This is a genomic window from Diaphorobacter sp. C33, from assembly GCF_030503915.1.
Taxonomy (GTDB): domain Bacteria; phylum Pseudomonadota; class Gammaproteobacteria; order Burkholderiales; family Burkholderiaceae_C; genus Diaphorobacter; species Diaphorobacter nitroreducens.
Genome location: NZ_CP129980.1, coordinates 3,024,030 through 3,049,648, shown reverse-complemented (window position 1 = coordinate 3,049,648; position 25,619 = coordinate 3,024,030). Strand labels below are relative to the sequence as shown.

Below are 25,619 nucleotides of genomic sequence, written 5' to 3'. Positions count from 1 at the left end.
GCGCCGGCTTCCTACAATCGGCCCCATGACCCTGCCCCACTACACCCGCGCGCAAGCGCTGCCCGCCATCCTGGAACAACGCATCGCCATCCTCGACGGCGCCATGGGCACGATGATCCAGCGCTTCAAGCTGACCGAGGCGCAGTACCGGGGCGAGCGCTTCAAGGACTTTGCGCGCGACGTGAAGGGCAACAACGAGCTGCTGAGCCTCACGCGCCCCGACGTGATCCGCGACATCCATGAAGGGTATCTCGCGGCCGGCGCCGACCTGATCGAGACCAACACCTTCGGCGCGACCTCGATCGCGCAGGACGACTATGGGCTAGCCGAGCTGGCCTACGAGATGAACCTGGAGAGCGCCAAGCTCGCGCGCGCGGCCTGCGACAAATTCAGCACGCCCGACAAGCCGCGCTTCGTCGCCGGCGCCCTCGGCCCCACGCCCAAGACGGCCAGCATCAGCCCCGACGTGAACGACCCCGGCGCGCGCAACATCACCTTCGAGCAGTTGCGCGCAGCCTACCTGGAGCAGACCCTGGCGCTCATCGAGGGCGGTGCCGACGTGATCCTGGTCGAGACCATCTTCGACACCCTCAACGCCAAGGCCGCGCTGTTCGCCGTGGACGAGGCCTTCGAGCAGACCGGCCAGGTGCTGCCGATCATGATCAGCGGCACCGTCACCGACGCCTCGGGCCGCATCCTGAGCGGGCAGACCGTGACCGCCTTCTGGCACAGCGTGCGCCATGCGCACCCGCTGTCGGTGGGCCTGAACTGCGCACTGGGCGCCACGCTGATGCGCCCCTACATCCAGGAACTGGCCAAGGCCGCGCCGGACACCTTCATCAGCTGCTACCCCAACGCGGGCCTGCCCAACCCGATGAGCGACACGGGCTTCGACGAGACGCCCGAGGTCACCAGCCGCCTGGTGCACGAATTCGCCGCCGAGGGCCTGGTCAACATCGTGGGCGGCTGCTGCGGCACCACGCCGGACCACATCGGCGCCATTGCGCGCGCCGTGGCGCCGGTGGGTACGCGCCGGCTGTTCCAGACCGAAGCCGCCTAGAGCGCACGCCGCATGCGCCCAGCCACCGACTGAGAGGACCCGGCGACATGCAACGCACCCCCCGCACTTCTTTCCCAGCAACTCCCCGCCGGGCCACCGCCACGCTGGCCCTGTGCGTGGCCGCATGCCTTGCCGTCACCGGCTGCGCCACGCCACCCCCGCCCCCGGTGGCGCCCGCCCCCGCCGCCGATGCGCGCGCCCGTTACGACGCCGACCTGCAGGACTGCCGCGACCGCGCGCAGCAGGTGGGCGTGCTCAGCGAGACGCTGGACGCCGTGGTCCAGGGCGCGCTGGTGGCGGCGTTTCTCGCCTGGGGACTCGGGCGTAGCGACACGGGCGTGCGCGACTGGGCTCTCACGGGCGGCGCACTTGCGGGCGGCTCGCAGGGACTGCAGGCGCTGGAGCGGCGGCGCCAGCTGGTCGCGCACTGCATGGCCGTGCGGGGCCACCGCATCAGCCCGCTGGCAGTCGCCGGGCCGCAGCCGGGCGCCGCGCCGTCCGTGCCCGTGGCACCGGCGGCGCCGCCGCGCCCCTCGGGCGCCGATGCCTACAGCGCCGAGCGCCTGGCACGCGAGCAAGCGTGCCATGCCCAGCCCGTGGCCGCGCTCGCCGCCAAGGGGCCGGGCTTTGAGACCTATAGCGTGCCGTGCAGCAACGGCGACGCGCTGGCGATCCGCTGCGAGTTCGGCAATTGCCGCGTGCTGCGCTGAGAGAACTCCTGTTTTCATAGCTGTTCGCGCTTGCCAGTTGGGCGCTATGGGCCTATTTGGCTTTGAACGTCGCCCTCTTCCGCGCTCACCCTCTTACCCGGACGGCGCAAGGCTCCTAGACTGGTCCCACGACAACACGGAGGCCACGCACCATGGACTGGACCACCCACCAGGTCTTCAACCAATACCCCGAGCTGAACGACTACCACCCGCTGGCCACCGACGCAGCGCTGTGCGAGGCGCTGGAGCGTGCGGGCGCCGACTGGGCGCGCCCGGCGCTCGACGCCTATGCCGCACGGCTGGGCATGACCGAGACCTACGCCCTGGCCGACCAGGCCAACCGCCACACGCCGCAGTTGCAGCGCTTTGACACGCGCGGGCAGCGCATCGACGCGCTGGAGTTCCACCCCGCGTGGCACCAGCTCCTGGCGCTGTACCGCGGCGAGGGGCTGATCTCCCGGCCCTTCCAGGACGAGCGACCGGGCCGCTGGGCCGCATGGGCGGCGGGCTTTTACCTGCACGGCCAGGTGGAACAGGGCACGCTGTGCCCCGCCACGATGACACAGGCCGCCATCCCGCTGCTGCGCAAGGAGCCCGCGCTGTGGCAGTCGCTGCAGTCCCGGCTCTACAGCACCGCCTACGACCCGCGCGACCTGCCCGTGGCGGACAAGGCCAGCATCTGGCTGGGCATGGGCATGACCGAGAAGCAGGGCGGGTCGGACGTTCGCGCCAACACCACCGTGGCGACACCCATCGGCACGGGCGGGCGCGGCGGCGAATACCGGCTGCGCGGACACAAGTGGTTCTTCTCGGCGCCACAGTGCGACGCGCACCTGGTGGTGGCGCGCACCGGCGAGGGCGGCCCGTTCGCCTGCTTCTACGTGCCGCGCTGGCGCCCGGACGGCAGCCGCAACGCCGTGCGTGTGCAGCGCCTGAAGGACAAGGTGGGCAACCGCAGCAACGCCAGCAGCGAGGTGGAGTTCGAGGATGCCTGGGGCCTGCTCATGGGCGAGGAAGGCCGGGGCATCCCCACCATCATCGAGATGGCCAGCTACACGCGCCTGAACTGCGTGGTGGGCAGCGCCGCCATCCTGCGCCAGGCCACCGTGCAGGCCATCCATTACGCGCGCCGGCGCCACGCCTTCGGCAAGGCCCTGGCCGAGCAGCCGTTGATGCGCGCGGTGCTGGCCGACCTGGCGCTGGAGAGCGAGGCCGCGCTGCACCTGGCCATGCGACTGGCCCAGGCGTACGAGGACGACGGCACGCCCGCCCAGCGTGCCTGGAAGCGCGTGATGACGCCGGCCGCCAAGTTCTGGGTCTGCAAGCGCGCGGTGGAGCTGACCGGCGAGGCCATGGAGGTACTGGGCGGTAACGGCTACGTGGAGGACGGCGTGATGGCGCGCCTGTTCCGCGAGGCGCCCGTCAACTCCATCTGGGAGGGCTCGGGCAACGTGATGTGCCTGGACGTGCTGCGCGCCCTGCAGCGCGAGCCCGACGCCGCACACGCTTTGCTGACCGAGCTGCACGCCGCGGCGCAGGGCGAGCCGCGCATTGCCGCTGCCGCACGCGAGCTGCAGGCCCTGTTGGCCACACCGGCTGAGCAGTTGGAAGGCCTGGGCCGCGTGCTGACCCAGCGCCTGGTGCTGCTGGCCCAGGCCTGCCTGCTGCGCCAGCAGGCCCCCGCGGCCGTGGCCGATGCGTTCATCGCCACGCGGCTGGCGGACAGCGGGGCCGGCCGCGTGGCGGGCGCCATTGACACACGCGGTCTGGATGTGGCGGCGGTTCTGGCGCGCGCGTTTCCGGGATAGTGGACGGGGCCTTCAGAGCAAAACGGCTTCTAGCGCTCGTCCACCAAGCGCAACCAGCTATTTTTACAATAGCAAAACTGCTTCACCTGGCGCGCTGCGCCACAATGCACCATGCTGACCTTCCAAGACATCCAGCACGCCGCTGAGCGCCTGCGCGGCCAGGTACTCGAAACCCCCTGCGTCGAATCGCGCACGCTCTCGCAGATCGTGGGCGCCCAGGTGTTCCTCAAGTTCGAGAACCTGCAGTTCACCGCCTCGTTCAAGGAACGCGGCGCCTGCAACAAGCTGAGCCAGCTCACTCCCCAAGAACGCGAGCGCGGCGTGGTGGCCATGAGCGCGGGCAACCATGCCCAGGGGGTGGCCTACCACGCGCAGCGCCTGGGCCTGCGCGCCGTGATCGTCATGCCGCGCTTCACCCCCGGTGTGAAAGTGGAGCGCACGCGCGGCTTTGGTGCCGAGGTGGTGCTGCACGGCGACACGCTGGAGGAAGCCCGCCAGCACGCCTACCAGTTGGCGGAGCAGCAGGGCCTGACCTTCGTGCACCCCTACGACGACGAGGCCGTGGCCGCCGGCCAGGGCACGCTGGTGCTGGAGATGCTGGCCGCCCAGCCCGACCTGGATGCGCTGGTGGTTTCGGTGGGCGGCGGCGGGCTGCTGGCCGGCATGGCAACGGCGGCGCGGGCCATTAAGCCGAACCTGGAGATCATCGGCGTGCAGACGGCGCGCTTCCCAGCCATGGTGAATGCCATCAAGGGCACGCACCACGCGCAGGGCGCGTCAACCATCGCCGAGGGCATCGCCGTGGGCCAGCCCGGAAAGATGACGCAGGAGGTCATTGGCCGGCTGGTGGATGACCTGCTGCTGGTGGACGAAGGCGACATCGAGCAGGCGGTGCTGATGCTGCTGGAGATCGAAAAGACGCTGGTGGAAGGCGCGGGGGCCGCCGGGCTGGCCGCGCTGGTGCGCCACCCCGAGCGCTTTCGCGGAAAGAAGGTGGGGCTGGTGCTCAGCGGCGGCAACATCGACCCGCTGCTGCTGGCGGCCATCATCGAGCGCGGCATGGTGCGATCCGGCCGGTTGGCGCGCATCATGGTCAGCGCACGCGACGTGCCCGGCGTGCTCGCCCGCATCACTGCCCTCGTGGCCGAAGCGGGCGCTAACATCGAAGAGGTGCACCACCAGCGCGCCTTCACCGTGCTGGCCGCGCAGAACGTGGAGATCGAACTGGTGCTGCAAACGCGCGGCAAGGCCCACATCCAGCAGGTGCTGGACCTGCTGCGCGCCGCGCAGATGGAGGCCGAGCTGCGCTGAGAGCGCCGTGCCGCACGCGCGTGCGGGTAAGGCCCGTGCACGCGCGGGGGCGTTGTGGCTACACTTGTCCCCCATCAAGGCACCAGACCCCACAGGAGACCGAACCCATGGCCCATGACCACCCCATCGCCCCCAACGCCGCCGACGTCGAGGCCGCCACGGCCACCGATGCCGCCGAGTCCGTGGTGCATCTGATTCCCGTCGTGATCCCTGCGGTGGGTGCGGCCATGATCTTCCTGCTGGCCTTCATTGCGGTCTACATGGCCTGAACGCACTGCCCGCTCGCCACCCAGCCCCGCCTCTGCGGGGCTTTGTTTTTGGTGATCGCGTTTGCACTGACACCATGGCGCGCATAACGTCATGTGTTTTTTGCATGATTTAACCCCCTATCCGACAGACAAATCGGGGGCGTCTTCATAAAATCGTCACCCCAGCCGACCTGTGCAGGGGTGCCACCGCGGTACCCCCGTTTCGCCAGCCGACTGAGTCCCAGCGGTTTTTTCAAAGGCAGCGCGCAGATCGGTTCAGCGCGGGCCTGTGCGTCGTGACCCGGTTCGCTTCCTTTGAAAAGACTGTTTTTCAACTTCAAAGAAGCCTTCCCGATGAACGCACCCACCATGCCCGTCCTGGACATTCAGGCGCCCGCATACGTCAAGAACGCCAAGCTGATCGCCTGGGTGGCCGAAATGGCCGCGCTGTGCAAGCCCGCCCGCATCCACTGGTGCGACGGTTCGCAGCAGGAGTACGAGCAGTTGTGTCAGCAACTGGTGGATGCCGGCACGTTCAAGAAGCTGAACCCCGCCAAGCGCCCGGGCAGCTACCTCGCGTGGTCCGACCCGTCGGACGTCGCGCGCGTGGAAGACCGCACCTACATCTGCTCGGAGAAAAAGGAAGACGCCGGCCCGACCAACAACTGGATGGCCCCGGCCGAGATGCGCGCCACGCTGCAGCCGCTGTTTGACGGTTGCATGGTTGGCCGCACCATGTACGTGGTGCCCTTCTCCATGGGCCCTCTGGGCTCGCACATCGCCCACATTGGCATCGAACTGACCGACAGCGCCTACGTGGCCGTGAACCAGAAGCTGATGACCCGCATGGGCAAGGCCGTCTATGACGTGCTCGGCACCGACGGCGAGTTCGTGCCCTGCATGCACACCGTGGGCGCCCCGCTGGCCGCAGGTCAGAAGGACACCACGTCCTGGCCCTGCAACCCCCAGGTCAAGTACATCGTCCACTACCCCGAGACCCGCGAGATCTGGTCCTACGGCTCGGGCTACGGCGGCAACGCACTGCTGGGCAAGAAGTGCCTGGCGCTGCGCATTGCCTCGACCATGGGCCGCGACCAGGGCTGGCTGGCCGAGCACATGCTGATCCTGGGCGTGACCAACCCCGAGGGCAAGAAGTACCACGTGGCCGCCGCTTTCCCCAGCGCCTGCGGCAAGACCAACTTCTCCATGCTGGTGCCGCCGGAAGCCGGTTTCGCCGGCTGGAAGGTCACGACCATCGGTGACGACATTGCCTGGATCAAGCCCCATGCCGACGGCAAGATGTACGCCATCAACCCCGAAGCCGGTTACTTCGGCGTGGCCCCCGGCACCAACATGCACACCAACCCGAACTGCATGCGTTCGCTGGACAAGGACGTGATCTTCACCAACGTCGCCCTCACCGACGATGGCGATGTGTGGTGGGAAGGCATGGAGAAGGACACCGGCAAGCTCCCGGACCACCTCATCGACTGGCAGGGCAAGGACTGGACACCGCAGATCGCCAAGGAAACCGGCGCCAAGGCCGCGCACCCCAATTCGCGCTTCACGGTGGCCGCCACCAACAACCCGGCCCTGGACCCCGAGTGGGACAACCCCGCCGGCGTGGCCATCGACGCCTTCATCTTCGGCGGCCGCCGCTCCACCACCGTGCCGCTGGTGACCGAGGCCCGCAGCTGGATGGAAGGCGTTTACATGGCCGCGACCATGGGCTCCGAGACCACCGCCGCCGCCTTTGGTGCGCAGGGCGTCGTGCGCCGCGACCCGTTCGCCATGCTGCCGTTCTGCGGCTACAACATGAGCGACTACTTCCAGCACTGGCTCGACATGGAACACAAGCTGGAGGAGTCTGGCCACCAGCTGCCCAAGATCTTCTGCGTCAACTGGTTCCGCAAGGGCGAGGACGGCAAGTTCGTCTGGCCCGGCTATGGCGACAACATGCGCGTGCTCAAGTGGATGCTGGACCGCATCGAGGGCACGGCGCAAGGCGAGCCGACCATGTTCGGCATTGCTCCGCAGTACGCCGAGATCAACTGGACCGGCCTGGACTTCAGCACCGAGCAGTTCAAGACGGTGACCAGCATCGACAAGGCTGCCTGGGCCGAAGAACTGAAGCTGCACACCGAGCATTTCGACAAGCTGGCCTACCACCTGCCTCAGGAACTGCTGGCCACCAAGGCCGCGCTGGAGAAGCGTCTGGCGGCCTGACCGCCCTGCCGTGGCTCGGCTCGGCTCGGCATGAATTCAGCCGGGCCTACACACACAACCCCGCGACCACGTCTGTGGCGCGGGGTTTCTTCATGAATGCGCCCCATAGGAAGCTGCCGCGCACATAGCAAAAAGGGCACCCGAAGGTGCCCTGTTGTCGGTTGGCGCGGGGTCGCCGCGCGGCCGTTCAGCGGTAACGGCGCAGATCGTCCACCGCGATGCCGTTCATCGCACGGCTCAGGTCGGCCATGATGCGGGCGTCGCGCAGTGCGGCATTCCAGGTGCGCTCGTCCTCTGCCGCACGCCGGTGCGCGTCCGACCAAGCCTTGGCAGCGCCACGCAGGCCTAGCACCGCGCTGCGCGCAGGTGCCGCCAACAACGCCATTCCCGCGAAAGCGATCACCCACATCACCATCCAGCCGGCCAGCATGTGGCCATCGTTCCAGGTGTCAATGACCTGGTTGGCCACGACAAGCAGCGCGGCGACCAGCGCCGCCAGCAGCAGCGACGTTGCGCCGCGGGTGCCGTCAAAGCGGGCAGCGGTTTGCTTCAGATGGCTTGCGGCCTCTTCAATGCGTGCAATGCCGTGGTGCTGGACAGGAACGTCGATGTGTACAAACTTCGTCATGATGCGACTCGTACGCCACTGTTGGCGAAATTGCCGGGCGGTGCAGCAATACTAGGGTTTACCCTGGTTTGTGTCTAATTTATATGTTGAATCACCCATATTCATCCGTGTGATGATTGCGGCATGCAGCCATTGAACTTTCGCACGCTGGATCTCAATCTGCTGCGCGTCTTTGACGAGGTCATGGCCGAGCGCAACCTGACCCGCGCCGCCGAGAAACTGGCCATCACACAGCCCGCCGTGAGCAACGCACTGCGCCGGTTGCGCGAGGTGCTGGGCGACGAGCTGGTCACGCGGCGCGGCCACGGCGTGGAGCCCACGCCGCGGGCACTGGCCCTGTGGCCCGCCGTACGGCACGCATTGGCACAGTTGCAGGAGACACTTTCCCCCGGGCGCTTTGACCCGGCGTCCGCTCAGACGACCTTCGTTCTGGCGATGGCCGACGCCACGGGTGCCACGCTGATCCCGCCACTCATCGAGATCGTGGAACGCGAGGCCCCCGGCGTCTCGCTGCGCGTGGTGCCGCTGACCACGCGCGACCCGCGCCGCCTGCTGGACGACGAGAGCGCCGACATGGCCGTGGGCTACTTCCCCGCCGTGCTGGCCGACCTCACGGCGCGGGCGCAGTCGGACAACGTGGTGGCGCACGAAAGCACCCGCCTCTACGACGGCCAGTACGTGTGCGTGATGCGCGCGGACCACCCGCTGGCCGCCGTGCCGATGACGCTGGACCTGTACTGCGCCGCGCGCCACCTGCTGGTGAGCTTCTCGGGCAAGCCCTTCGGCTTCATCGACGGGGCATTGGCCGCGTTGGGACGTGAACGCCGCATCGTGCTTACCGTGAACCAGTTCTTCACCGCGGGACGGGTGGTGGCCACCACGGACCTGCTCACCGTGCTGCCGCGCCACTTCGTCGGCGTGGCCAGCGTGCGCGACGAACTGGTGTGGCGCCCGCTGCCCATGACGCTGCCGCCCGTGCACGTGGACGCACTGTGGCACCGCCGGCGCAACCACGACCCCGCCCACCGCTGGCTGCGCGAGGCGATTGCGCGCGCCGCGCGCAACACGCCCGCCCCCATCCACCGCCAGGATTGACCCGTCCCACTCACCCATGAAGCTGCAACTGCTGTCCGACCTGCACCTGGAAGCCCACCCGCATTTCACCCCCAGCCCCGCCGTTGGCGCGGATGTCCTGGTGTTGGCCGGCGACATCGGCTCTTACCAGGCCGGCTCGCTGCTGTCGGACGACGACTTCGGCCTGGCGCGCTTCTCCCCTCTGCCGCAGTACGCCGGATGGCCCACGCCAGTGGTCTTCGTCCCTGGCAACCATGAATACGACATGCAGGACTTCGACGCCGCGCATGCGCGCCTGCGCCGCATCTGCGACCGGCTGGGGCTGATCTGGCTGGAGCGTGAGAGCATGGTGCTGCAGGGGGTCCGCTTCGTTGGAACGACGCTGTGGAGCGACTTCGACGCGCTGGCCGACCACGCGGCGATCACCGACCCGGGCCAGCGACTGCAGCGGCGCGAGAAGGCGTTCCGCGCGGCCAATTTCTATCTCTCCAAGACTGGCAGCACCCGCCAGGGTGGGCCCTTCCTGGCCGCCGAGGTGCGCGAACAGGCCCTGGTTTGCCAGTCTTGGTTACGCAACGCGCTCGCACAGCCCTTTGCGGGCACGACGGTGGCCGTCACGCACTTCGCGCCCAGCCTGCTCAGCGCCGACCCGCGCTACGGCCTGGTGCCGGGCACGGCGGGGTTTTGCAATGCGCTGGACGACTGCCTGCCCCACGCCCAGCTGTGGCTGCACGGCCATCTGCATGCGCCCAGCGACTACCTGGTGCGCGGGGCCCGCGTGGACGGCACGCCCTGGAGCTGCCGCGTAGTGGCCAACCCGCTGGGCTATGCCCGCAAGGGGGAGCAGGCAACCTTTGAGCCGCACTGCGTGCTCACCGTATGATGCGTGCGGGCCCTGCACCCGCCACCGCGTACCGCATCAAAAATATGACTGAAGTCAAGACAACAGGCGCCGGCGCGGATTAGTCTGAATTCTCGTTTCCGGAGCACTTCGAATGAACATCCTGCTTGCTGTCGACGGCAGCACCTACACCAAGAAAATGCTGGCCTACCTGGCCGCTCACGACGAGATGCTGGGCAGCTCGCACACCTACACGGCCATCACCGTGCAGCCCCAGTTGCCTCCCCGCGCGCGCGCCGCGCTCGGCAAGGAAGTCGTGGACAAGTACCACGCTGAGGAAGGCGAAAAGGTGCTGTCGCCCGTCGTGAAATTCATGGCGCGTCAGGGCGTGCAGCTCAAGACCATGACCAAGGTGGGCCCGGCGGGCGAGACCATCGCCAAGGTGGCCGAGTCCGGCAAGTACGACCTGGTCGTCATGGGCACGCACGGCCACGGCTCGCTGGGCAAGCTGGTGATGGGCTCGGTCAGCACGCAGGTGCTGGCCAACTGCCAGGTGCCGGTACTGCTGGTGCGCTGATCAGGCCACCCGCATGGCGGGGCCGCTCGCCAGGCCGCTCAGGCAGGTGTCCGCGGCCCAGTCGATGATGCACTCGTCCGCATAGCCGCGGTCGCGCAGCATGCCGAGCATGGGATCGGCATTGCGCGCCAGCAGCGCACACAAGATCACATCGGGCGGCAACTCGCGCCGCAGCTGTCCCTGGGCCTGCGCCTCGACGATCCAGCCGAGGATGCAGGCATGCACCTCCTGCATCGATGCCTGGTAGGCGTCGCAGGCGCGCAGCGCCTGGGCCAGCGCGGAGTTGCGGCTGGGCAGCAGCGGCACCTCGTCGGCCAGTTGCAACTGCAGCGTCCAGCACAGCAGCGCGTGCAGGCGCTGCATGGCGCCCAGTTCGGCCGGCAGCGCCGCCAGAAAGCGCTGCAGGCGCTCCACCACATGCACCATGGCGGCCGAGCACAGGTCGTCCTTGCCGGCAAAGTGTTTGTACAGGCTGGCCTTGGCAATGCCCACGGCCGCGGCGACCTCGTCCACGGTCATGGTCTCGAAGCCTTTTTCGCCCAGCAGGCGGCTCGCGGCCTCCACGATGGCATCCTCGCGCGCCCGGAGCATCTGCTCCTTGAAGGACGGACGGGGCGGCTGCAACGTGTTCATGCGGGCGATGTTAGCGAGCCTTCACCCCGCGCAGGCCGATAACCCTAAAGACCCCCATCCGCGTGTGCCGTCAGGCCGACAGGTACTGCGCCGCCGCGCTGGTGAGCGCATCGGCCAGCGCATCCAGCACTTCCGACTCCAGGTTCCATGAGTGCCAGTACAGCTGGATGGGCAGCGTATGGCCCGGCGCCAGGTCCACCAGCCGGCCTTGCTGCAGCCAGGGACGCGCGAGCAGCTCGGGCACCACGCTCACGCCCCAGCCCGCGGCCACGGCGCGCACCTGGCCCTCCGAACTAGGCACGAACACGCGGCTGAGCGACACGCGTTTCAGGCCAAAGGTGCGCGTGACGAACTCGGCCTGCATATCGTCCTTGCGGTTGAACGAGACGAAAGGCACGTCGCGGAAGTTGTGCGCCGTGAGCCCTTGCGGCAGTTGGCGGCGCGCCAGCTCTGGCGCGGCCACGGCGACGTACTGCATCGCGCCCAGGGGCACCATGCGGCAGCCGCGCAGCGCACTCTTCAACGTCGTCACGCAGCCCATCACCTGGCCCGAGCGCAGCCACTCCTGCGTGAAGTCCTGGTCGTCGGCAATGATCTCCAGCGGCAACCGCTGGCGCACCAGATCGCCGAGCGCGTCCACCGCCCAGGTCGCGATGCTGTCGGCGTTGATGGCGATGGCGATGCGCTCTTCCTCGCGGCCGCCGCCGCGCCCGCTGGGCATGAGGTCCTGCAGATCGCGCTCCAGGTCGGCGCGCAGCAGGCGCAGCTGCTTGGTGTGCTTGAGCAACAACTGCCCGGCCGAAGTGGGCTTGAGCGGCCGGCTGCGCACGATGAGCACCGAGCCCACCTGCGCCTCCAGCGCACGCAGGCGCTGCGACACGGCGGACTGGGTGATGTTCAGGCGGCGCGCGGCGCGCTCGAAACCGCCCTCTTCGACGATGGCGGCCAGGCATTCCAGGGCGGCGGGGTCAAATGTGCTCACGGTCGGTATCCATTAGTCATTCTGATGAATTCCGAAGAAGTTTAATCACGCTTTTGTTTTTCATTGGGCCGCAGCACACTGCGCGCCATGAAAACCATCGTCCTGGGCGCCGGCATCATCGGCATTAGCACCGCCTGGCATCTGCGCGAGCGCGGGCATGAAGTCACTGTGGTCGACCGCCAGCCCGACGCGGCGCTGGAGACCAGTTTTGCCAACGCGGCGCAGATCTCGGTGAGCTACTGCGAGCCCTGGGCCAACCGCGAGGCGCCATGGAAGGCCCTCAAGTGGATGTTCGACAAGGAAGCGCCGCTGCTGTTTCGCCCCCAGCTCGACTGGGAGCAATGGCGCTGGTGCCTGAAGTTCCTGGCGCAGTGCAACGACACGGCCTTCGCACGCAACGTGCAGCAGATCGTGGCGCTGGGCGCGTACAGCCATGCCGCACTCAAGGAGCTGGTGCGCGTCACGGGCATCGAGTACCACCGGCTGGAACGCGGCATCGCGCACTTCTACACCGACCAGAAGTCCTTTGACGACGCGGCCCACGCCGTGGAACTGATGCGCCGCTTCGGCGTGCAGCGGCGCGTGGTCAGCCGCGACGAGCTACTCGCCATCGAGCCGGCCTTCCGCGCCTACGGCGACCGCATCACCGGCGGCACCTACACCAGCACCGACGAGAGCGGCGACGCGCGCGTATTCACCCAGGCGCTGGCCCGCCGCTGCGCCGAGCGCGGCGTGCAGTTCCTCTACGGTCACGACGTGCTGCGCCTGAACCGCTCCGGCAACGCTATTGAATCAATAGCTATTCGCGCTCGCCAGGAAAGCGCTACAGGCCAAAAAGACCAAATACTGAAAGCCGATGCCGTGGTCGTTGCATGCGGCAGCTACAGCGCACCGCTGCTGCGGGGCGTGGGCGTGCACCTGCCCATCTACCCCGGCAAGGGCTACAGCGCCACGTTCCCGCTGCTCAAACCCGAGGGCGCGCCCATGGTCTCCACCATCGACGATGGCAAGAAGATCGCCATGAGCCGCCTGGGCAACGTGCTGCGCGTGGCCGGCACCATCGAGCTGGGCGGCTACGACCTGTCGCTGGACAGCCCTGTGGCGCGCGCGCGCTGCCACATGCTGTCGCGCCGCATTGAGACCATCCTGCCCGGCGTGTGCGACACGCGCACGCCCGAGGAAGGCGGCGATCCACAGTACTGGACCGGCCTGCGCCCCGCCACGCCCACCAACATCCCGTTCATCGGTCGTACACCGCTGCACGGCCTGTGGGTGAACGCCGGCCACGGCACGCTGGGCTGGACGCATGGCGCTGGCTCGGGCAAGGCCATGGCCGAGTTGCTGAGCGGCGAGCGGCCAGCCATGGACTTCGCCTTTCTGGGCGGCGACACGCCGGCTACCGCCTACGGGGCGCCGCGCCTGGCCTGAGCGGCTCGCACCTCAGCGTTTGCGCTGCACCAGCAGGTTGCGCTTGGCATCCTCGGGGTAGGCGAAGGTCACCGCGCCGGCCTGCACCTTGCCCATCACCAGCATGTTGGGGGTGATGGCCTCTTTCTCCTCGGCCGAGAAGGGCCGCTCGTAGGTCGCCACCACGCCGTAATACACGCGCTGCAGGTTCTCCAGCGAATGCTTGAGGGCCGGGCCGTTGACCTGCCCGTCGCGGATGCCCAGCAGCGCATACATCAGCAGGTAGGCCGCGTCGTACCCTTGCGCCGCCGCCATCGGCACGGCCGGGCGGCCCTTGAAGGCGCGCGCGTAGGTGCTCAGGAACGAGGCGCGGCGTTCGTTGCTGGGCTCGGCGATGAAGGTCTGCGCCGTCAGCGCTCCCTCGGCGGCGTCCTTGCCGCCCTGGATGAAGAACGGGAACGACAGCGTCCAGCCGCCGACCTGCGGCACCTTCCAGCCCAGCTCCTTGCGGCCTTGGGCAATGACAGCGTTCTCCGGCCCTACGGTGTAGCTGAAGATGACCTGTGCGCCCGCATCGCGCGCGGCCTGCAACTGGGGCGCCAGGCTCTTCACGCCCAGAGGGAAGTTGGTCGCGTACACGGGCGTGAGCTGGTGCGCGGCGAGCGCCGCTTCCACGTCCTTGCGCCCGGCCTGGCCGTAGCCCGTGTCGTCGGCAAAGAGGGCCACGCGCGTCCAGCCGCGGCGCAGGATGTCCTCCACCACGAAGGGCGCCTGGATGTTGTCGGGGGCCGAGGTGCGGAAGATGAAGCTCTGCGCCGCCGGATAGGTGCGTGTCACGGGGGTGCCCGTGGCGCACGGCACGATCAAGGGCAGCTTCGCCTGCTGGAACACGTCCAGCGATTTCATCGCCACGCCGGTGTTGCAAAAGCCCAGGGCCGCCACCACGCCCTCGCTGGCCAGTTCCTGCGAGCGTTGACGGCCGGTGTCGGGCGAGCCCTGGTCGTCCTTGACCACCAGCTCCACAGGCCGGCCCAGGTAGCCGCCCACGGCGTTGAACTGCTCCACCGCGAGCTGGATGCCCTGCAGCATGGGCGTGCCGAAGTCCGACGACGGCCCCGAAAAGGGGCCGATGACCCCCACCTTCACGGGCTGGGCGCCCGCCATGCCCGCCAACGCCCACAGCGCCAGCGCCCCTGCCCAGTGTCTGGGTCTCATGGCCATCATCGTGTCTCCGCAATGTTGTGAAAAACACTCCAGCCTAACCAAAAGCGCGGGCGCGCGATGTGGTTTATTGCGCAGCGGTGCGCGGTCGCGGTCAGGGGCGGGTAAGCGATTTGCGGTGAGGGATCACCGCGCACGCGTTCAGTGCAGCACCGGCGCCGGGCCGGCCAGGAAGTCCAGCAGCGCCGCCTCGAAACCCTCGGGGTCTTCAAGCTGCGGCCAGTGGCCCACGCCGGGCAGCAGCACGGCGCGCGCATCGGGCAGCACATGGGCCAGGGCGAGCAGTGCCTCGGGCGGAGTGCAGCGGTCGTACTCACCCCCGACGAGCAGCGCGGGCACCTGCAGGCGCACAAGTTCCGGCGCACGCCGCGCGAAAGCCGTCAGGGCTTCCAACGCACGGCGGTAGGTGGCGGGCGGCACGCGGCCCATGGCGTGCCGTGCAAGCTGCAGCCCCTCGGGCAGCGCGCCGGGGCCGGCGTCGCGCGCCACGGTAGGGTCGGCCAGCCGGGCCATGTCCCGTCCATCGTCCAAGCCCGCAAGGCGCGGCGCCACCCACACGGCGGTGGCGGCCTCGTCCAGCGCCGGGCCGCCGGCACACAGCACCAGCCGCCGCACGCGCAGCGGTGCCCGCACGGCGATCTCCAGCGCCAGCATCGCCCCCAGGCCGTGGCCGACCAGCACCACCTGCTCGCACCGCAGGGCATCGAGCAACAGCAGCGCACGCTGGGCCAGGCCCTTGAAGTTGTAGGGCTCCACCGGCGCACTGCCGCCATAGCCCGGCATGTCCCATGCCACGGCGCGGTAGCCCGCGGCGGCCAGGGTTTCCAGCGTGGGGGCAAAGCCCAGGTGATCGCCATCGGCATCGTGCAGCAGCAACACGGTAGGGCCGGAGCCGAGCAGGGAAAAGCGTGGAAGAAGAGACATCGCAGGGTCCAGGGCCGCAGGGCATGCGCGCTGCAGGCGCGCAGGTGCAGACTGATAATAGCCCTCCCATTGCCCTACGCGGCGCGCCCAGGGCGCCGCCCCCCCTTCGTGAACAGCCGCCTGCCCCACCCGCCCTCCAGCCAACCTCCCGTCTTCACGCCACGCGAGTTCCGCGACGCGCTGGGCATGTTCGCCACAGGCGTGACCATCGTCACGGCGCGCGGGGAAGGCGGCGCGCTGATCGGCATGACGGCAAACTCGTTCAACTCGGTGTCGCTGGAGCCGCCGCTGGTGCTGTGGAGCCTGGGGCACAAGACGTCGTCGCTGCCCGCTTTTTCCCGTGCCACGCACTACGCCATCAATGTGCTGACGGTGGAACAGCGCGCCCTGGCCGAGCAGTTCGCCACGCGCGGCATCGACCGCTTCGCCGGCGTGGCCTACCGCCTGGGACGGAGCGGCGTGCCGGTGCTGGACGGCGCGGCGGCCGTGTTCGAGTGCTTCAACCGCAGCCAGTACGTGGAGGGCGACCACACGATCTTCGTCGGCCAGGTGGAGCGTTGCAGCCACCGGGAAGGCGCTTCGCCCCTGCTGTACCACGGGGGGGTGTTCTATACGGAGCATCCGCTGGGAAGCCTTTCGGCCACCGTAGCCCGCCCGATGGAGAAATAGCGCCCCGGCTTGCGCCGGAGCGCAGGCACGCCCGGCCGCTTCGGGGCTGGGCGGAACGGGCCGGATATCTGCCCGTTACTTGGCTGTCGCCTCGGGCAGTTCGATCTTCACCTCCAGCACTTCCAGGTCGTCCTGGCGCTCGAAGTGGACCTTCAGGTCGTCGGCGTTGATCTTCACGTACTTGGAGATCACCGCCACCAGCTCGCGCTGCAGCGCGGGCAGATAGTCGGGCTGGCCGGCGCTGCGGCCGCTGCGCTCGTGCGCCAGGATGATCTGCAGGCGCTCCTTGGCCACCGAGGCCGTCTTTTTCTTCTCGCCGAGCAGGAAGGACAGCAGGGACATCTCGCTTACCTCCCGCCGAAGATGCGCTTGAAGAAGCCGGGCTTGGCCGCCTCGATGAAACGCAGGGGCTTGTCCTCGCCCAGGAAGCGCGCAACCACGTCCTTGTAGGCCTCGGACACATCGGTGCCCGACAGGTGGATGGCGGGCAGGCCCTGGTTGGAGGCCTGCAGCACGCTCTCGGACTCGGGGATCACGCCGATGAGCTTGATGCGCAGGATGTCTTGGATGTCCTCCAGGCTCAGCATCTGGCCGTCTTCCACACGATGGGGGTTGTAGCGCGTGATCAGCAGGTGTTCCTTGACGGGCTCGCCGCCTTCGATGGCGCGCTTGGTCTTGCTGCTGAGCATGCCCAGGATGCGGTCGGAGTCGCGCACGCTGGAGACTTCGGGGTTGGTGACCAGCAGCGCCTCGTCGGCGAAGTGCATGGCCATCAGCGCACCGCTTTCGATGCCGGCGGGCGAGTCGCAGACGATGTAGTCAAAGCCCATGTCGGCGAGGTCCTTGAGCACCTTGCCCACGCCGTCCTGCGTGAGCGCGTCCTTGTCGCGCGTCTGGCTGGCGGCCAGCACGAACAGGTTCTCGCACTGCTTGTCCTTGATGAGGGCCTGGTTCAGGTTGGCCTCGCCCTGGATCACGTTGATCAGGTCATACACCACGCGGCGCTCGCAGCCCATGATGAGGTCCAGGTTGCGCAGGCCGACGTCAAAGTCGATGACGGCGGTCTTGTGGCCGGCGAGCGCCAGGCCCGATGCGAAGGCGGCACTGGTGGTGGTCTTGCCCACGCCCCCCTTGCCGGAGGTCACGACGACGATTTTGGCCATGTTCTGAGAGGTCCTTGCGTTGCGGTCTGTGGAGTAAGAAAGGGTGGGGACAGTCACAGCGGCTCGATGAGCAGCTTCTCACCGTCCAGCCGCACCTGGGCCGGCTTGCCGCGCACGTTGTCGGGCAGCTCGGTCTCGGTGGTGCGGTAGATGCCTGCCACGGAGACCAGTTGCGGCTCCATGCAGGTGCTGAAAATCCGGGCGCTGGTGTCGCCGCGCGCGCCGGCGATGGCGCGCCCGCGCAGCGGTGCGTACACGTGGATGTTGCCGTCGGCGATCACCTCGGCGCCAAAGCTGACCACGGCCATCACCACCAGGTCCGAGCCGCGGGCATACACCTGCTGGCCCGAGCGCAGCGGCTTGTCCACCACCACGGTCCCCGGCGCCGGCGCGGGCACGGGGACCTCGCGCACGACCTCCACCTCGCGGATGACTTCGTGGACCACCTCGCGGGGAGTGTTCTCACGCGGAGCCTGCATGCGGGGGGGCGGCGCGTCGGGGGCGGCAATCAGGCCCGCGTCGTGCGCGTCCTGCCTCTGCGCGCTGCTGCCGCCGCGCACGGCCACGGGCTGCGTACGATGGCTGCGCAGCGTCTTGACCAGCGCGGCGAAGTCGATGGGCTGCGGCTCGTCCTGCACGGCCGAGAGGTCGATCAGCACCGGGTCGTTGTCGAAAAATTCGGGGTCGTCGGCCCTGCGGGCAGCCAGCTCGGCGGCGATGCTGGCCACGTCGGTGGTCTTGAGCACCATGGCCACCACGGGCAGCTGGGCACTCTTGAGGTCTAGGTGGGTGCGGGCCTGGCCCGCCGTATCAACGGCCATGAAGCGGTTCGGATGGGAAAAAAGACGCCGCGCACGGGCGCCGCCTCGAAGCCGCAAAGTGTACCTGCGCTGCGCCGCTGCCACCGTATCAGGACGTGCGGCGAACCCGGGCGCACCCCAGGCCTGGGCAGCCGCGGATCTGGCTTCACGAGTCCACCGGCTGCGCCCCCTTCGCGCCGCGCAGCGCGGCGAGAGAAGGGGAAAGGTGCGCCAGCGCCGCGGGGGGGATGCTCAGAACTTCGGAATGCGGATGCGGCTGATCATCAGCGAGCCCGACAGTGCGAACAGCAGCACCAGCGGGTGCAGCGTGAAACCGCCGATCGTCACCGACCCCAGCCACAGCTGGCCGCGCACCGCGCCCACGCTGGCGGCCACGGCCATCAGCCCCACGAGCACGATGGAGGTGGGGATCGGCGTGCCCTCGAAGTACTTGACCTTGCCCGACGGGCCCTCGGCCAGCGTTTCGGCCGTGATGTTGAAGCGCGCCAGGCGCGACACGCCGCAGGCCACGAAAAAGGCCAGCACCACGCGGTCGTACAGCCCCTGCATGCCGCAGGCGTAGGCGATGATGGCGGGCGCCACGCCGAAGGAGATCACGTCGGCCAGCGAATCCAGCTCGCGCCCCATGGCCGAGCTTTTCTGCCGCCAGCGCGCGATGCGCCCGTCCAGCACGTCGAACACCAGCGCCGCCAGCACCAGCGCACAGGCGAAGTACACATGGCGCACGTCCGACGTTTCCAGATAGGTCATCGACGAGAACAGCGCCCCGACGCCGCACACCGCGTTGCCCAGCGTGAACCAGTCCGCGAGGTGGAACTCGCGGATCATCGAAAAGCGTTTGTGGGGAGAAGCCATGGCGGCATTATCGAACGGCCGCCGGGCCTTTCCTTGTCCGCCGATGGCTGATTCGGTCTACTGGAAACGCGGGGCGCGCTTCTCGATGAAGGCGGTGACCGCCTCGCGGTGGTCGGCCGTCTTGTGGGCGATGGCCTGGTAGCCGGCGGAGATCTCCAGCAGCGAGGCCAGCGAGGCGTGCTCGCCCTCGCGCAGCAGCCGCTTGGTCATGCGCATCACGGCACCGGGGTTGGCGGCGATTTTCTCGGCCAGCGCACGCGCGGTGGGCAGGAGCTGGTCGGCCGGCACCACGCGGCTCACCAGGCCGCAGGCCAGGGCGTCCTGGGCGCTGATGGCCTCTCCGGTGAAAGCCATCTCGGACGCCTTGGCCATGCCCACGGCCCGCGGCAGCAGCCAGGCGCCGCCGTCGCCGGGCACGATGCCCACGCGCACGAAGCTCTCGGCAAAGGTGGCGTTCTCGGCCGCGATGCGGATGTCGCACATGCAGGTCAGGTCCAGCCCCGCGCCGATGGCCGGGCCGTTGACGGCGCAGATCACCGGCACGTCGAGCTGGTACAGCGCGTTGGGAATCTGCTGGATGCCCTGGCGGTATTCCTCGCGGATCAGGTCGGGCGTGAGCGCATCGTCGAAGAAGCGCTGCATGTCCTTGACGTTGCCGCCCGAGCTGAAGATGGGGCCTGCGCCGGTGAGGATCAGCACTTTCACGCTGGCGTCCTTGCGCACGGTGTCGCACAGCTGCACGAACTCCTGCACGGCCGTGTTGCCGGTGAGCGCATTGCGCGTCTCGGGCTGGTTCATGGTGGCGGTCAGGATGCCGCCGTCGCGTTCAATGGTCAGGAAGGCCATGGTGTCTCTCCGTAATCAAAAGTAGGAGCTGCCAGCGCACATCACCGCTTGATTTCAATATGAAAACACATTGAACGCCTTGATTGGTATGCGCAAACAGCTATGGTTTTCAGAGCATCATTTCCACGTCGGTGATGCGGCGCACGAGGTCCAGCGTCAGCCCGCCGTGCGCCAGCAGCGCCTGGCCGGCCACGCCGTGCCAGTAAGACTCGCTTCCGGCCGTCTGGCGCCAGGCGTGCAGGCGGCGGGTGAACAGCTGCAGGTCGTATTCCGCGGTGAAGCCGATGGCGCCGTGGATGGCGTGGGCGAACTCGGCCACGGCCAATGCGGCCTCGCTGCAGCGCGCCTTGGCGGTGGCCACACGCAGCCGGTCGGGCAGCACACCGGCGCCGTTGCAGCCCAGCTGCGCAGCCATGCGCGCGGCGAACACATGCTCGCTCATCACCGCCAGCTGGTGCTGGATGGCCTGGAACTTGCCGATGGGGCGGCCGAACTGCTGGCGCTCGTTGGCGTACTGCAGCGTGCGGCGGAACACGTCGCCCAGCGCGCCGGCCATCTGCGGGGCCACCACGGCGGCCTGCAGGGTGCGTGCGTCTTGCGCGGCATCCGCCGGCACCCCGGGCGCGGCCTCCACCTGGGCAGCAGACCAGGCCAGGGCGGCATCCAGCGCCAGCGCCTGGGGCGCGGCCTGCGCATCGGCCATGGCCAACAGGTGCCAGGCGCTGCCTGCCTGCACCAGTACGTGATCGGCCACCTGGCCGCCGCGCACCAGGGCGCAGCGCACGCCGCCATCCGGCAGCCGCTCGCCACGCGCCAGCGTGATGCTGCCGGTGGGGCGCGCTACGCCGGCCTGGGCCAGCAGCGCGCGCGCCACCATGGTCTCGCCCAGCGGCAGCGGCAGCGCATGCGCGCCGCATTGTTCCAGCACGCCGAACACCTGGGTCAGGCCCAAGCCGGCGCCGCCCTCGTCCTCGGGCAGCAGCGCATCGGCGAGGCCCGTGGCCTCCAGCTGCGCCCACAGCTGCTGCGTCGCAGGCGCAGCGCGCCCGCCGGATTCGATAGCGCGCACCACCGGGGGGGTGCACTGGTCGGCCAGCACCTGGCGGGCGGCGTCGGCAAACAGATCGTTGTCTTGGCTCATGTCGTGGCTCCGTTTCAGCGCAGGCCCAGGCCCCGGGCGATCATCCCGCGCAGGATGTCGCGCGTGCCGCCGCGCAAAGAGAACGAGGGCGAGGCCTCGGTCACGTATTTCAGGGTCATCAGCAGTTCCACCGGCACGTCTTCCGCCTCGCGGGCGAACAGGTCGTCGGCGATCGCCGCGGGGATCATCTGCTCCAGCGTGGTGCCCAGCTCCTTGACCAGCGCGGCCTCGACGATGGGGCTTTCACCGCGCACCAGCTTGTCCTGAATGGCCACCGACATGGCGCGCAACGGCGCGAGCTGCGTGAGCACCTGGCCCGCCAGGCGCTGGGCCGATTCCGTGCGCCCTTGCGGCGTGCGCACGTACTGAAGCCACTGGTCGAACAGCACGATGCTGGAGAACAGCCGCTCGGGCCCGCTGCGCTCGAAGGCGAGTTCCGCCGTCACCTGCACCCAGCCCTGGCCCTCGGCGCCGATGAGCGCATCGGGGCCCAACTGCACGTTGTCGAAGAACACCTCGCAGAAATGGCGGTCGCCCGAGAGGTCCTCGATGGGGCGCACCGTGACGCCGGGCAGCGACAGGTCCACGATGACCTGGGACAGGCCCTTGTGGCGGTCCTCGCTGCTGCCGGAGGTGCGCACCAGCGCAATCATGTACTGGCAGTGGTGCGCGTTGGTGGTCCAGATCTTCTGGCCGTTGAGCACAAAGCCCTGGTCATTGGGCGTGGCGCGCGTCCTCACGCTGGCCAGGTCCGAGCCCGAGCCCGGCTCACTCATGCCGATGCAGAAGAACGCCTCACCGCGGCACACCTTGGGGATGTAGAACTGCTTTTGCGCCTCGGTGCCGTACTTCAGGATCAGCGGCGCGCTCTGGCGGTCGGCAATCCAGTGCGAGCCCACGGGCGCGCCGCAGGCGAGGAACTCCTCCACCAGTACATAGCGCGTGAAGGCGCTGCGTCCGCCACCACCATATTCCTTGGGCAGCGTGACGCCGATCCAGCCGCGGGCGGCCAGCTTGCGGCTCAGCTCGCTGCTGTAGCCGCCCCACGAGCGCGCGCGGATATGCGCGGGCAGTTCGGCGATCGCCTCGGCCAGGAAGGCACGCACCTCGGCGCGCAGGGCCTCGTCCTCGGGAGGGATGCGCGTGAGCGCGAGTGAATCCAGGGTACTCATCCCAAAACTCCGTTGTCTCTGTAGGTTTGCAGTGCCTCGGGCGCAAGGCCGAGGTGGCGGGCCAGCACCGCATCGGTGTGCTGACCCAGTTGCGGGGGCGTATGGCGGTAGCTCACGGGCGTGTCCGACAGGCGCAGGGGGCTGGCCACCAGCGGCACGCTGCCCGCCTGGGGGTGCTGCATGGCGATCTGCATGCCGCGCGCCTTGACCTGCGGGTCGTCGAACACATCGCGCACAGTGTTGATCGGGCCGCAGGGCACGCCGTGCTGCTCCAGCAGGGCGATCCAGTCGCGCGTGGGCTTGCCCACCGTCACGCCGCGGATCAGCGCCACCAGTTCGTGGCGGTGCGCCACACGCGCGGCGTTGGTGGCAAAGCGCGCATCCTGCGCCCAGCCGGGCTGGCCCGCGGCGTGGCACAAGCGCGCGAACTGCCCGTCGTTGCCCACGGCCAGGATCATGTGGCCGTCGGCCGTGGGGAAGTCTTGGTAGGGCACGGTGTTGGGGTGGGCGTTGCCCATGCGCTGCGGCACCTTGCCGCCGTACAGGTAGTTCATGCCCTGGTTGGCCAGGCACGCCACGCCCACGTCCAGCAGCGCCAGGTCGATGTGCTGGCCGCGGCCGGTGTGCTCGCGCGCCTGCAGCGCGGCCAGGATGGCGGTGCTGGCGTACAGGCCAGTGAGGATGTCGGTGAGCGCCACCCCCACCTTCATCGGGCCGCCGCCGTCCTCGCCGTCGGGGCGGCCGGTGACGCTCATCAGCCCGCCCATGCCCTGGATCAGGAAGTCGTAGCCGGCGCGGTGCGCATACGGCCCGCTCTGCCCGAAGCCGGTGATGGAGCAGTACACCAGGCGCGGGTTGAGTGCGCTCAGCGAGGCATAGTCCAGCCCGTACTGCGCCAGACCGCCTGTCTTGAAGTTCTCCACCAGCACGTCGCACTGCTGCGCCAGGCGCCGCACCAGCTCCTGCCCCTCGGGGCGGGTGAAGTCGATGGTCACCGACTGCTTGTTGCGGTTGGTGCACATGTAGTAGGCCGACTCGCCCGTGGGCTGGCCGGCGGGGTCGGTCACGTAGGGCGGGCCCCAGGCGCGCGTGTCGTCGCCGCTGCCGGGGCGCTCCACCTTGATGACCTCGGCGCCCAGGTCACCCAGCGTCTGGCCGGCCCAGGGGCCGGCCAGCACGCGCGACAGGTCCAGCACCTTCACGTGCTGCAGCGCGCCGGGTTGCAGGGCGGCCGGCGAGGTCATTGCAGCGGCACCTTGGCCTGAGTGACGATGCGCTTCCACAGCGCGATCTCGTTCTTCTGGAACTCGTGCATCTGGGCGGGGCCGCCGGTCATGGGCGTGGCGCCCAGGCGCTCGTAAAAGGCGCGGGTCTCATCCATCTTGGAGATGGTGGTGAACAGCTCGGCCAGCTTGGCGGTCTCGGCCGCGGGTGTCTTGCTGCTGACCATCGCGCCCACCCAGGTGTAGGCCTCGAAGCCGGGCAGGCCGGCCTCGCTGGCGGTGGGCACGTCGGGCGAGGTGGCCACGCGCTTGTCCGCCGCCACGGCCAGCACCTTGACGCGCCCGCCCTTGGCCAGCTCCTGCACGGCCGTGACTTCGGCAAAGGCGTAGTCCACGGTGCCCGCCGCGAGGGCGGTCATGGTCTCGCCGGCGCCCTTGAACGGCACATGCACGGTCTGCACGCCGGCGCTGTCGTTGAGCAGCTCGCCCATGAGCTGGTAGCCGGCCGAGCCGGCGCCGAAGTTCACCTTGCCCGGGTGGGCCTTGGCATAGCTGACCAGCCCCTTGAGGTCGGCAAACGGCGCCTGCGGGGCCGTGGCCAGCATGGCGGGCGAACGCATCATCATGGTCAGCGGCGCAAAGTCCTTCACCGGGTCGTAGGGCAGCTCCTTGAACAGCGCCGCGTTCACCGCCAGCGTGGAGTTGCTGCCGATGAAGACGGTGTAGCCGTCGGCCGGGGCCGAGAGCACCTGCTTGACCGCGATGAAGCCGTTGGCGCCGGGCTTGTTCTCCACCACCACGGACTGGCCCGTGAGGTCCTGCAGCTTGCGCGCGAAGTAGCGCGCCGAGGTGTCGGTGCCGCTGCCGGGCCCGAACGGCACGACGAACTTGAGGGTCTTGGACGGGAAGGCCTGCGCCTGCACGGCGGGCGCGAGGGCGGCGCCCAGGGCCATGAGGCTGGCGCCCGCCAGGGCGCGCAGGGTGGTTCTGCGGTGGAATGCCATGTGCAATGTCTCCTTGGAGTCTCTGCTCCGCTACGGTGCCCCGCAAAGGGGTCGGAGTTGGCACTCTAGGCAGCACCTTGCATGCTGTCTAATATTAAGAATTTAGATTTCAATACTTTTTGCATATCGCATGAACCTCCGGCAACTCAGCCAGTTCGTCGCATTGGCGGAAACCGGCAACTTCCACCGCGCGGCCGAGCGCCTGCACATGGCGCAGCCGCCGCTGTCGGTGTCCATCCGCAAGCTGGAGGAGGAACTCGGCAGCCCCCTGTTCGAGCGCACCACCACGGGCGTGGTGCTCACCCCGGCCGGCGAAGCCATGCTGGGGGACGCGCGCCGCGCGCTGTTCCACGCCCAGCAGTGCCGCCAGGCGGTACAGGACGCGCGGGAGGGCGAGGGCGGGCTGCTGCGCCTGGGCATCATCGGCTCGGCCACCTATGCGCTGCTGCCGCAGCTCATTCCGTCACTGCGCCAGCGCTATCCGCAGATCGAGTTGGAGCTGAGCGAAGCCACGTCGTCCGAGATCCTGGAGGGGCTGGTGTCGCGGCGCTTCGATGCCGGCCTGCTGCGCTACCCGGTGCTGGACCCGAGCGGCTTCGAGCTGCTGCCGCTGGACCGCGACGACTTCGTGCTGGCCGTGGCCGAGAGCAGCCCGCTGGCGCAGCGCGACGCCATCGCGCTGGCCGAGGCCGCGCACGAGCCCTTCATCATGTACCCGCAGCACAAGGTGCCCAGCCTCTCGGCCCTGGCCATGATGCGCTGCCAGTTCTCTGGCTTTGCGCCGCGCGTGGCACAGGAGGCGATGCAGGTGCAGACCATCATGAGCCTGGTGGCCTCGGGCCTGGGCGTGGGCCTGGTGGCCAGCGTGGCGCGGCAGGTGGTGCCGCGCGGCGTGAAATGCCTGGCGCTCACCGACAACCCGCCGGGCTTTCACGTGGGCATTGCGCTGGCGCGCCTGGCCGGCGGCACCAGCCGCGTGGTGGAGCGCTTCACCGAGCACGCGCTGCGCTTTGCCAGCGTGCCGCGCGTGGAAGGAGAGAACTGGGACAAACCGGGCTGAACCGCCCGTCCATCA

26 protein-coding genes are annotated in these 25,619 nt (G+C 68.8%); 12 read left to right on the top strand and 14 right to left on the bottom strand.

All coding sequences use genetic code 11. The features are described from left to right. Positions 1 to 25: 25 nt before the first annotated feature. The 6 genes from QY917_RS14295 to QY917_RS14270 all read left to right on the top strand — a co-directional run bounded on the left by QY917_RS14295 (position 26) and on the right by QY917_RS14270 (position 7,363). Complete coding sequence (locus QY917_RS14295) at positions 26 to 1,060, top strand: homocysteine S-methyltransferase family protein (RefSeq protein WP_047350130.1); 1,035 nt, start codon at positions 26 to 28, stop codon at positions 1,058 to 1,060. Between the two features lie 47 nt (positions 1,061 to 1,107). After that, positions 1,108 to 1,770, top strand: coding sequence for a glycine zipper family protein (locus QY917_RS14290; RefSeq protein WP_123675380.1), 663 nt, complete (start codon positions 1,108 to 1,110; stop codon positions 1,768 to 1,770). Positions 1,771 to 1,922: 152 nt separating this feature from the next. Further along, on the top strand, positions 1,923 to 3,578 hold the full coding sequence (locus QY917_RS14285; protein ID WP_123675381.1) for an isovaleryl-CoA dehydrogenase: 1,656 nt from the start codon (positions 1,923 to 1,925) through the stop codon (positions 3,576 to 3,578). 111 nt (positions 3,579 to 3,689) lie between these two features. After that, a complete protein-coding gene (locus QY917_RS14280) occupies positions 3,690 to 4,889 on the top strand; it encodes a threonine ammonia-lyase (RefSeq protein WP_011803550.1) in 1,200 nt (399 codons plus the stop codon). 107 nt (positions 4,890 to 4,996) lie between these two features. Continuing rightward, positions 4,997 to 5,158, top strand: coding sequence for a hypothetical protein (locus tag QY917_RS14275; protein ID WP_012655207.1), 162 nt, complete (start codon positions 4,997 to 4,999; stop codon positions 5,156 to 5,158). A 333-nt stretch (positions 5,159 to 5,491) separates the two neighbouring features. Further along, positions 5,492 to 7,363, top strand: a complete 1,872-nt coding sequence (locus QY917_RS14270; RefSeq protein ID WP_123675382.1) for a phosphoenolpyruvate carboxykinase (GTP) — start codon at positions 5,492 to 5,494, stop codon at positions 7,361 to 7,363. Positions 7,364 to 7,550: 187 nt separating this feature from the next. Here the strand turns inward: QY917_RS14270 and QY917_RS14265 are convergent, their stop codons facing one another. Continuing rightward, positions 7,551 to 7,991, bottom strand: coding sequence for a hypothetical protein (locus QY917_RS14265; RefSeq protein WP_123675383.1), 441 nt, complete (start codon positions 7,989 to 7,991; stop codon positions 7,551 to 7,553). A gap of 123 nt (positions 7,992 to 8,114) precedes the next feature. Between QY917_RS14265 and QY917_RS14260 the strand changes: the two genes are divergently transcribed. The 3 genes from QY917_RS14260 to QY917_RS14250 all read left to right on the top strand — a co-directional run bounded on the left by QY917_RS14260 (position 8,115) and on the right by QY917_RS14250 (position 10,483). After that, the gene (locus QY917_RS14260; RefSeq protein WP_047350125.1) at positions 8,115 to 9,086 is read left to right on the top strand and encodes a LysR family transcriptional regulator; all 972 of its coding nucleotides are present in this window, start codon (positions 8,115 to 8,117) and stop codon (positions 9,084 to 9,086) included. Between the two features lie 16 nt (positions 9,087 to 9,102). Next, entirely contained in the window at positions 9,103 to 9,948 is an 846-nt protein-coding gene (locus tag QY917_RS14255; RefSeq protein WP_123675384.1) for a metallophosphoesterase, read from the top strand. A 112-nt stretch (positions 9,949 to 10,060) separates the two neighbouring features. Continuing rightward, on the top strand, positions 10,061 to 10,483 hold the full coding sequence (locus tag QY917_RS14250; protein WP_012655202.1) for a universal stress protein: 423 nt from the start codon (positions 10,061 to 10,063) through the stop codon (positions 10,481 to 10,483). On the opposite strand, the gene QY917_RS14245 is transcribed toward QY917_RS14250, so the two are convergent. Both QY917_RS14245 and QY917_RS14240 read right to left on the bottom strand, forming a co-directional pair. Continuing rightward, a complete protein-coding gene (locus QY917_RS14245; protein ID WP_123675385.1) occupies positions 10,484 to 11,116 on the bottom strand; it encodes a TetR/AcrR family transcriptional regulator in 633 nt (210 codons plus the stop codon). A gap of 70 nt (positions 11,117 to 11,186) precedes the next feature. Then, positions 11,187 to 12,098, bottom strand: a complete 912-nt coding sequence (locus QY917_RS14240; protein ID WP_011803542.1) for a LysR family transcriptional regulator ArgP — start codon at positions 12,096 to 12,098, stop codon at positions 11,187 to 11,189. 87 nt (positions 12,099 to 12,185) lie between these two features. Here QY917_RS14240 and QY917_RS14235 point away from each other — a divergent pair, with 87 nt between their 5' ends. Continuing rightward, a complete protein-coding gene (locus tag QY917_RS14235) occupies positions 12,186 to 13,526 on the top strand; it encodes a D-amino acid dehydrogenase (protein ID WP_123675571.1) in 1,341 nt (446 codons plus the stop codon). A gap of 12 nt (positions 13,527 to 13,538) precedes the next feature. Here the strand turns inward: QY917_RS14235 and QY917_RS14230 are convergent, their stop codons facing one another. Beyond that, the gene (locus QY917_RS14230) at positions 13,539 to 14,729 is read right to left on the bottom strand and encodes an ABC transporter substrate-binding protein (RefSeq protein WP_123675386.1); all 1,191 of its coding nucleotides are present in this window, start codon (positions 14,727 to 14,729) and stop codon (positions 13,539 to 13,541) included. A gap of 138 nt (positions 14,730 to 14,867) precedes the next feature. Continuing rightward, positions 14,868 to 15,650, bottom strand: coding sequence for an alpha/beta fold hydrolase (locus QY917_RS14225; RefSeq protein WP_012655198.1), 783 nt, complete (start codon positions 15,648 to 15,650; stop codon positions 14,868 to 14,870). Between the two features lie 108 nt (positions 15,651 to 15,758). Between QY917_RS14225 and QY917_RS14220 the strand changes: the two genes are divergently transcribed. After that, a complete protein-coding gene (locus tag QY917_RS14220; RefSeq protein WP_012655197.1) occupies positions 15,759 to 16,319 on the top strand; it encodes a flavin reductase family protein in 561 nt (186 codons plus the stop codon). Positions 16,320 to 16,394: 75 nt separating this feature from the next. Here QY917_RS14220 and minE read toward each other — a convergent pair whose 3' ends face one another. From minE to QY917_RS14175, 9 genes are all read right to left on the bottom strand, one after another. Continuing rightward, positions 16,395 to 16,661, bottom strand: coding sequence for a cell division topological specificity factor MinE (gene minE, locus QY917_RS14215; protein WP_011803537.1), 267 nt, complete (start codon positions 16,659 to 16,661; stop codon positions 16,395 to 16,397). Positions 16,662 to 16,666: 5 nt separating this feature from the next. Then, on the bottom strand, positions 16,667 to 17,482 hold the full coding sequence (minD, locus tag QY917_RS14210) for a septum site-determining protein MinD (RefSeq protein WP_011803536.1): 816 nt from the start codon (positions 17,480 to 17,482) through the stop codon (positions 16,667 to 16,669). Between the two features lie 53 nt (positions 17,483 to 17,535). Then, entirely contained in the window at positions 17,536 to 18,303 is a 768-nt protein-coding gene (gene minC, locus QY917_RS14205; protein ID WP_011803535.1) for a septum site-determining protein MinC, read from the bottom strand. Between the two features lie 231 nt (positions 18,304 to 18,534). Then, positions 18,535 to 19,158: a CDP-diacylglycerol--serine O-phosphatidyltransferase gene (pssA, locus tag QY917_RS14200; RefSeq protein ID WP_011803534.1), complete on the bottom strand. Its 624-nt coding sequence runs from the start codon at positions 19,156 to 19,158 to the stop codon at positions 18,535 to 18,537. A 57-nt stretch (positions 19,159 to 19,215) separates the two neighbouring features. Beyond that, entirely contained in the window at positions 19,216 to 20,004 is a 789-nt protein-coding gene (locus QY917_RS14195; RefSeq protein ID WP_047350876.1) for a crotonase/enoyl-CoA hydratase family protein, read from the bottom strand. Between the two features lie 109 nt (positions 20,005 to 20,113). Beyond that, positions 20,114 to 21,145 carry an acyl-CoA dehydrogenase family protein gene (locus QY917_RS14190; RefSeq protein WP_123675387.1) on the bottom strand — a complete coding sequence of 344 codons (1,032 nt, stop codon included), beginning with the start codon at positions 21,143 to 21,145 and terminating at the stop codon, positions 20,114 to 20,116. 14 nt (positions 21,146 to 21,159) lie between these two features. Continuing rightward, positions 21,160 to 22,317 carry an acyl-CoA dehydrogenase family protein gene (locus QY917_RS14185; RefSeq protein ID WP_123675388.1) on the bottom strand — a complete coding sequence of 386 codons (1,158 nt, stop codon included), beginning with the start codon at positions 22,315 to 22,317 and terminating at the stop codon, positions 21,160 to 21,162. Beyond that, positions 22,314 to 23,561 (bottom strand): CaiB/BaiF CoA-transferase family protein, encoded by a 1,248-nt coding sequence (locus tag QY917_RS14180; RefSeq protein ID WP_123675389.1) that lies wholly within the window; start codon positions 23,559 to 23,561, stop codon positions 22,314 to 22,316. Before QY917_RS14180 ends, QY917_RS14185 begins: the two co-directional genes overlap by 4 nt. Continuing rightward, a complete protein-coding gene (locus QY917_RS14175; protein ID WP_123675390.1) occupies positions 23,558 to 24,544 on the bottom strand; it encodes a tripartite tricarboxylate transporter substrate binding protein in 987 nt (328 codons plus the stop codon). Before QY917_RS14175 ends, QY917_RS14180 begins: the two co-directional genes overlap by 4 nt. Positions 24,545 to 24,674: 130 nt before the next feature. On the opposite strand from QY917_RS14175, the gene QY917_RS14170 reads away from it, so the two are divergent. Beyond that, entirely contained in the window at positions 24,675 to 25,604 is a 930-nt protein-coding gene (locus tag QY917_RS14170) for a LysR family transcriptional regulator (protein WP_123675391.1), read from the top strand. Positions 25,605 to 25,619: the final 15 nt, after the last annotated feature.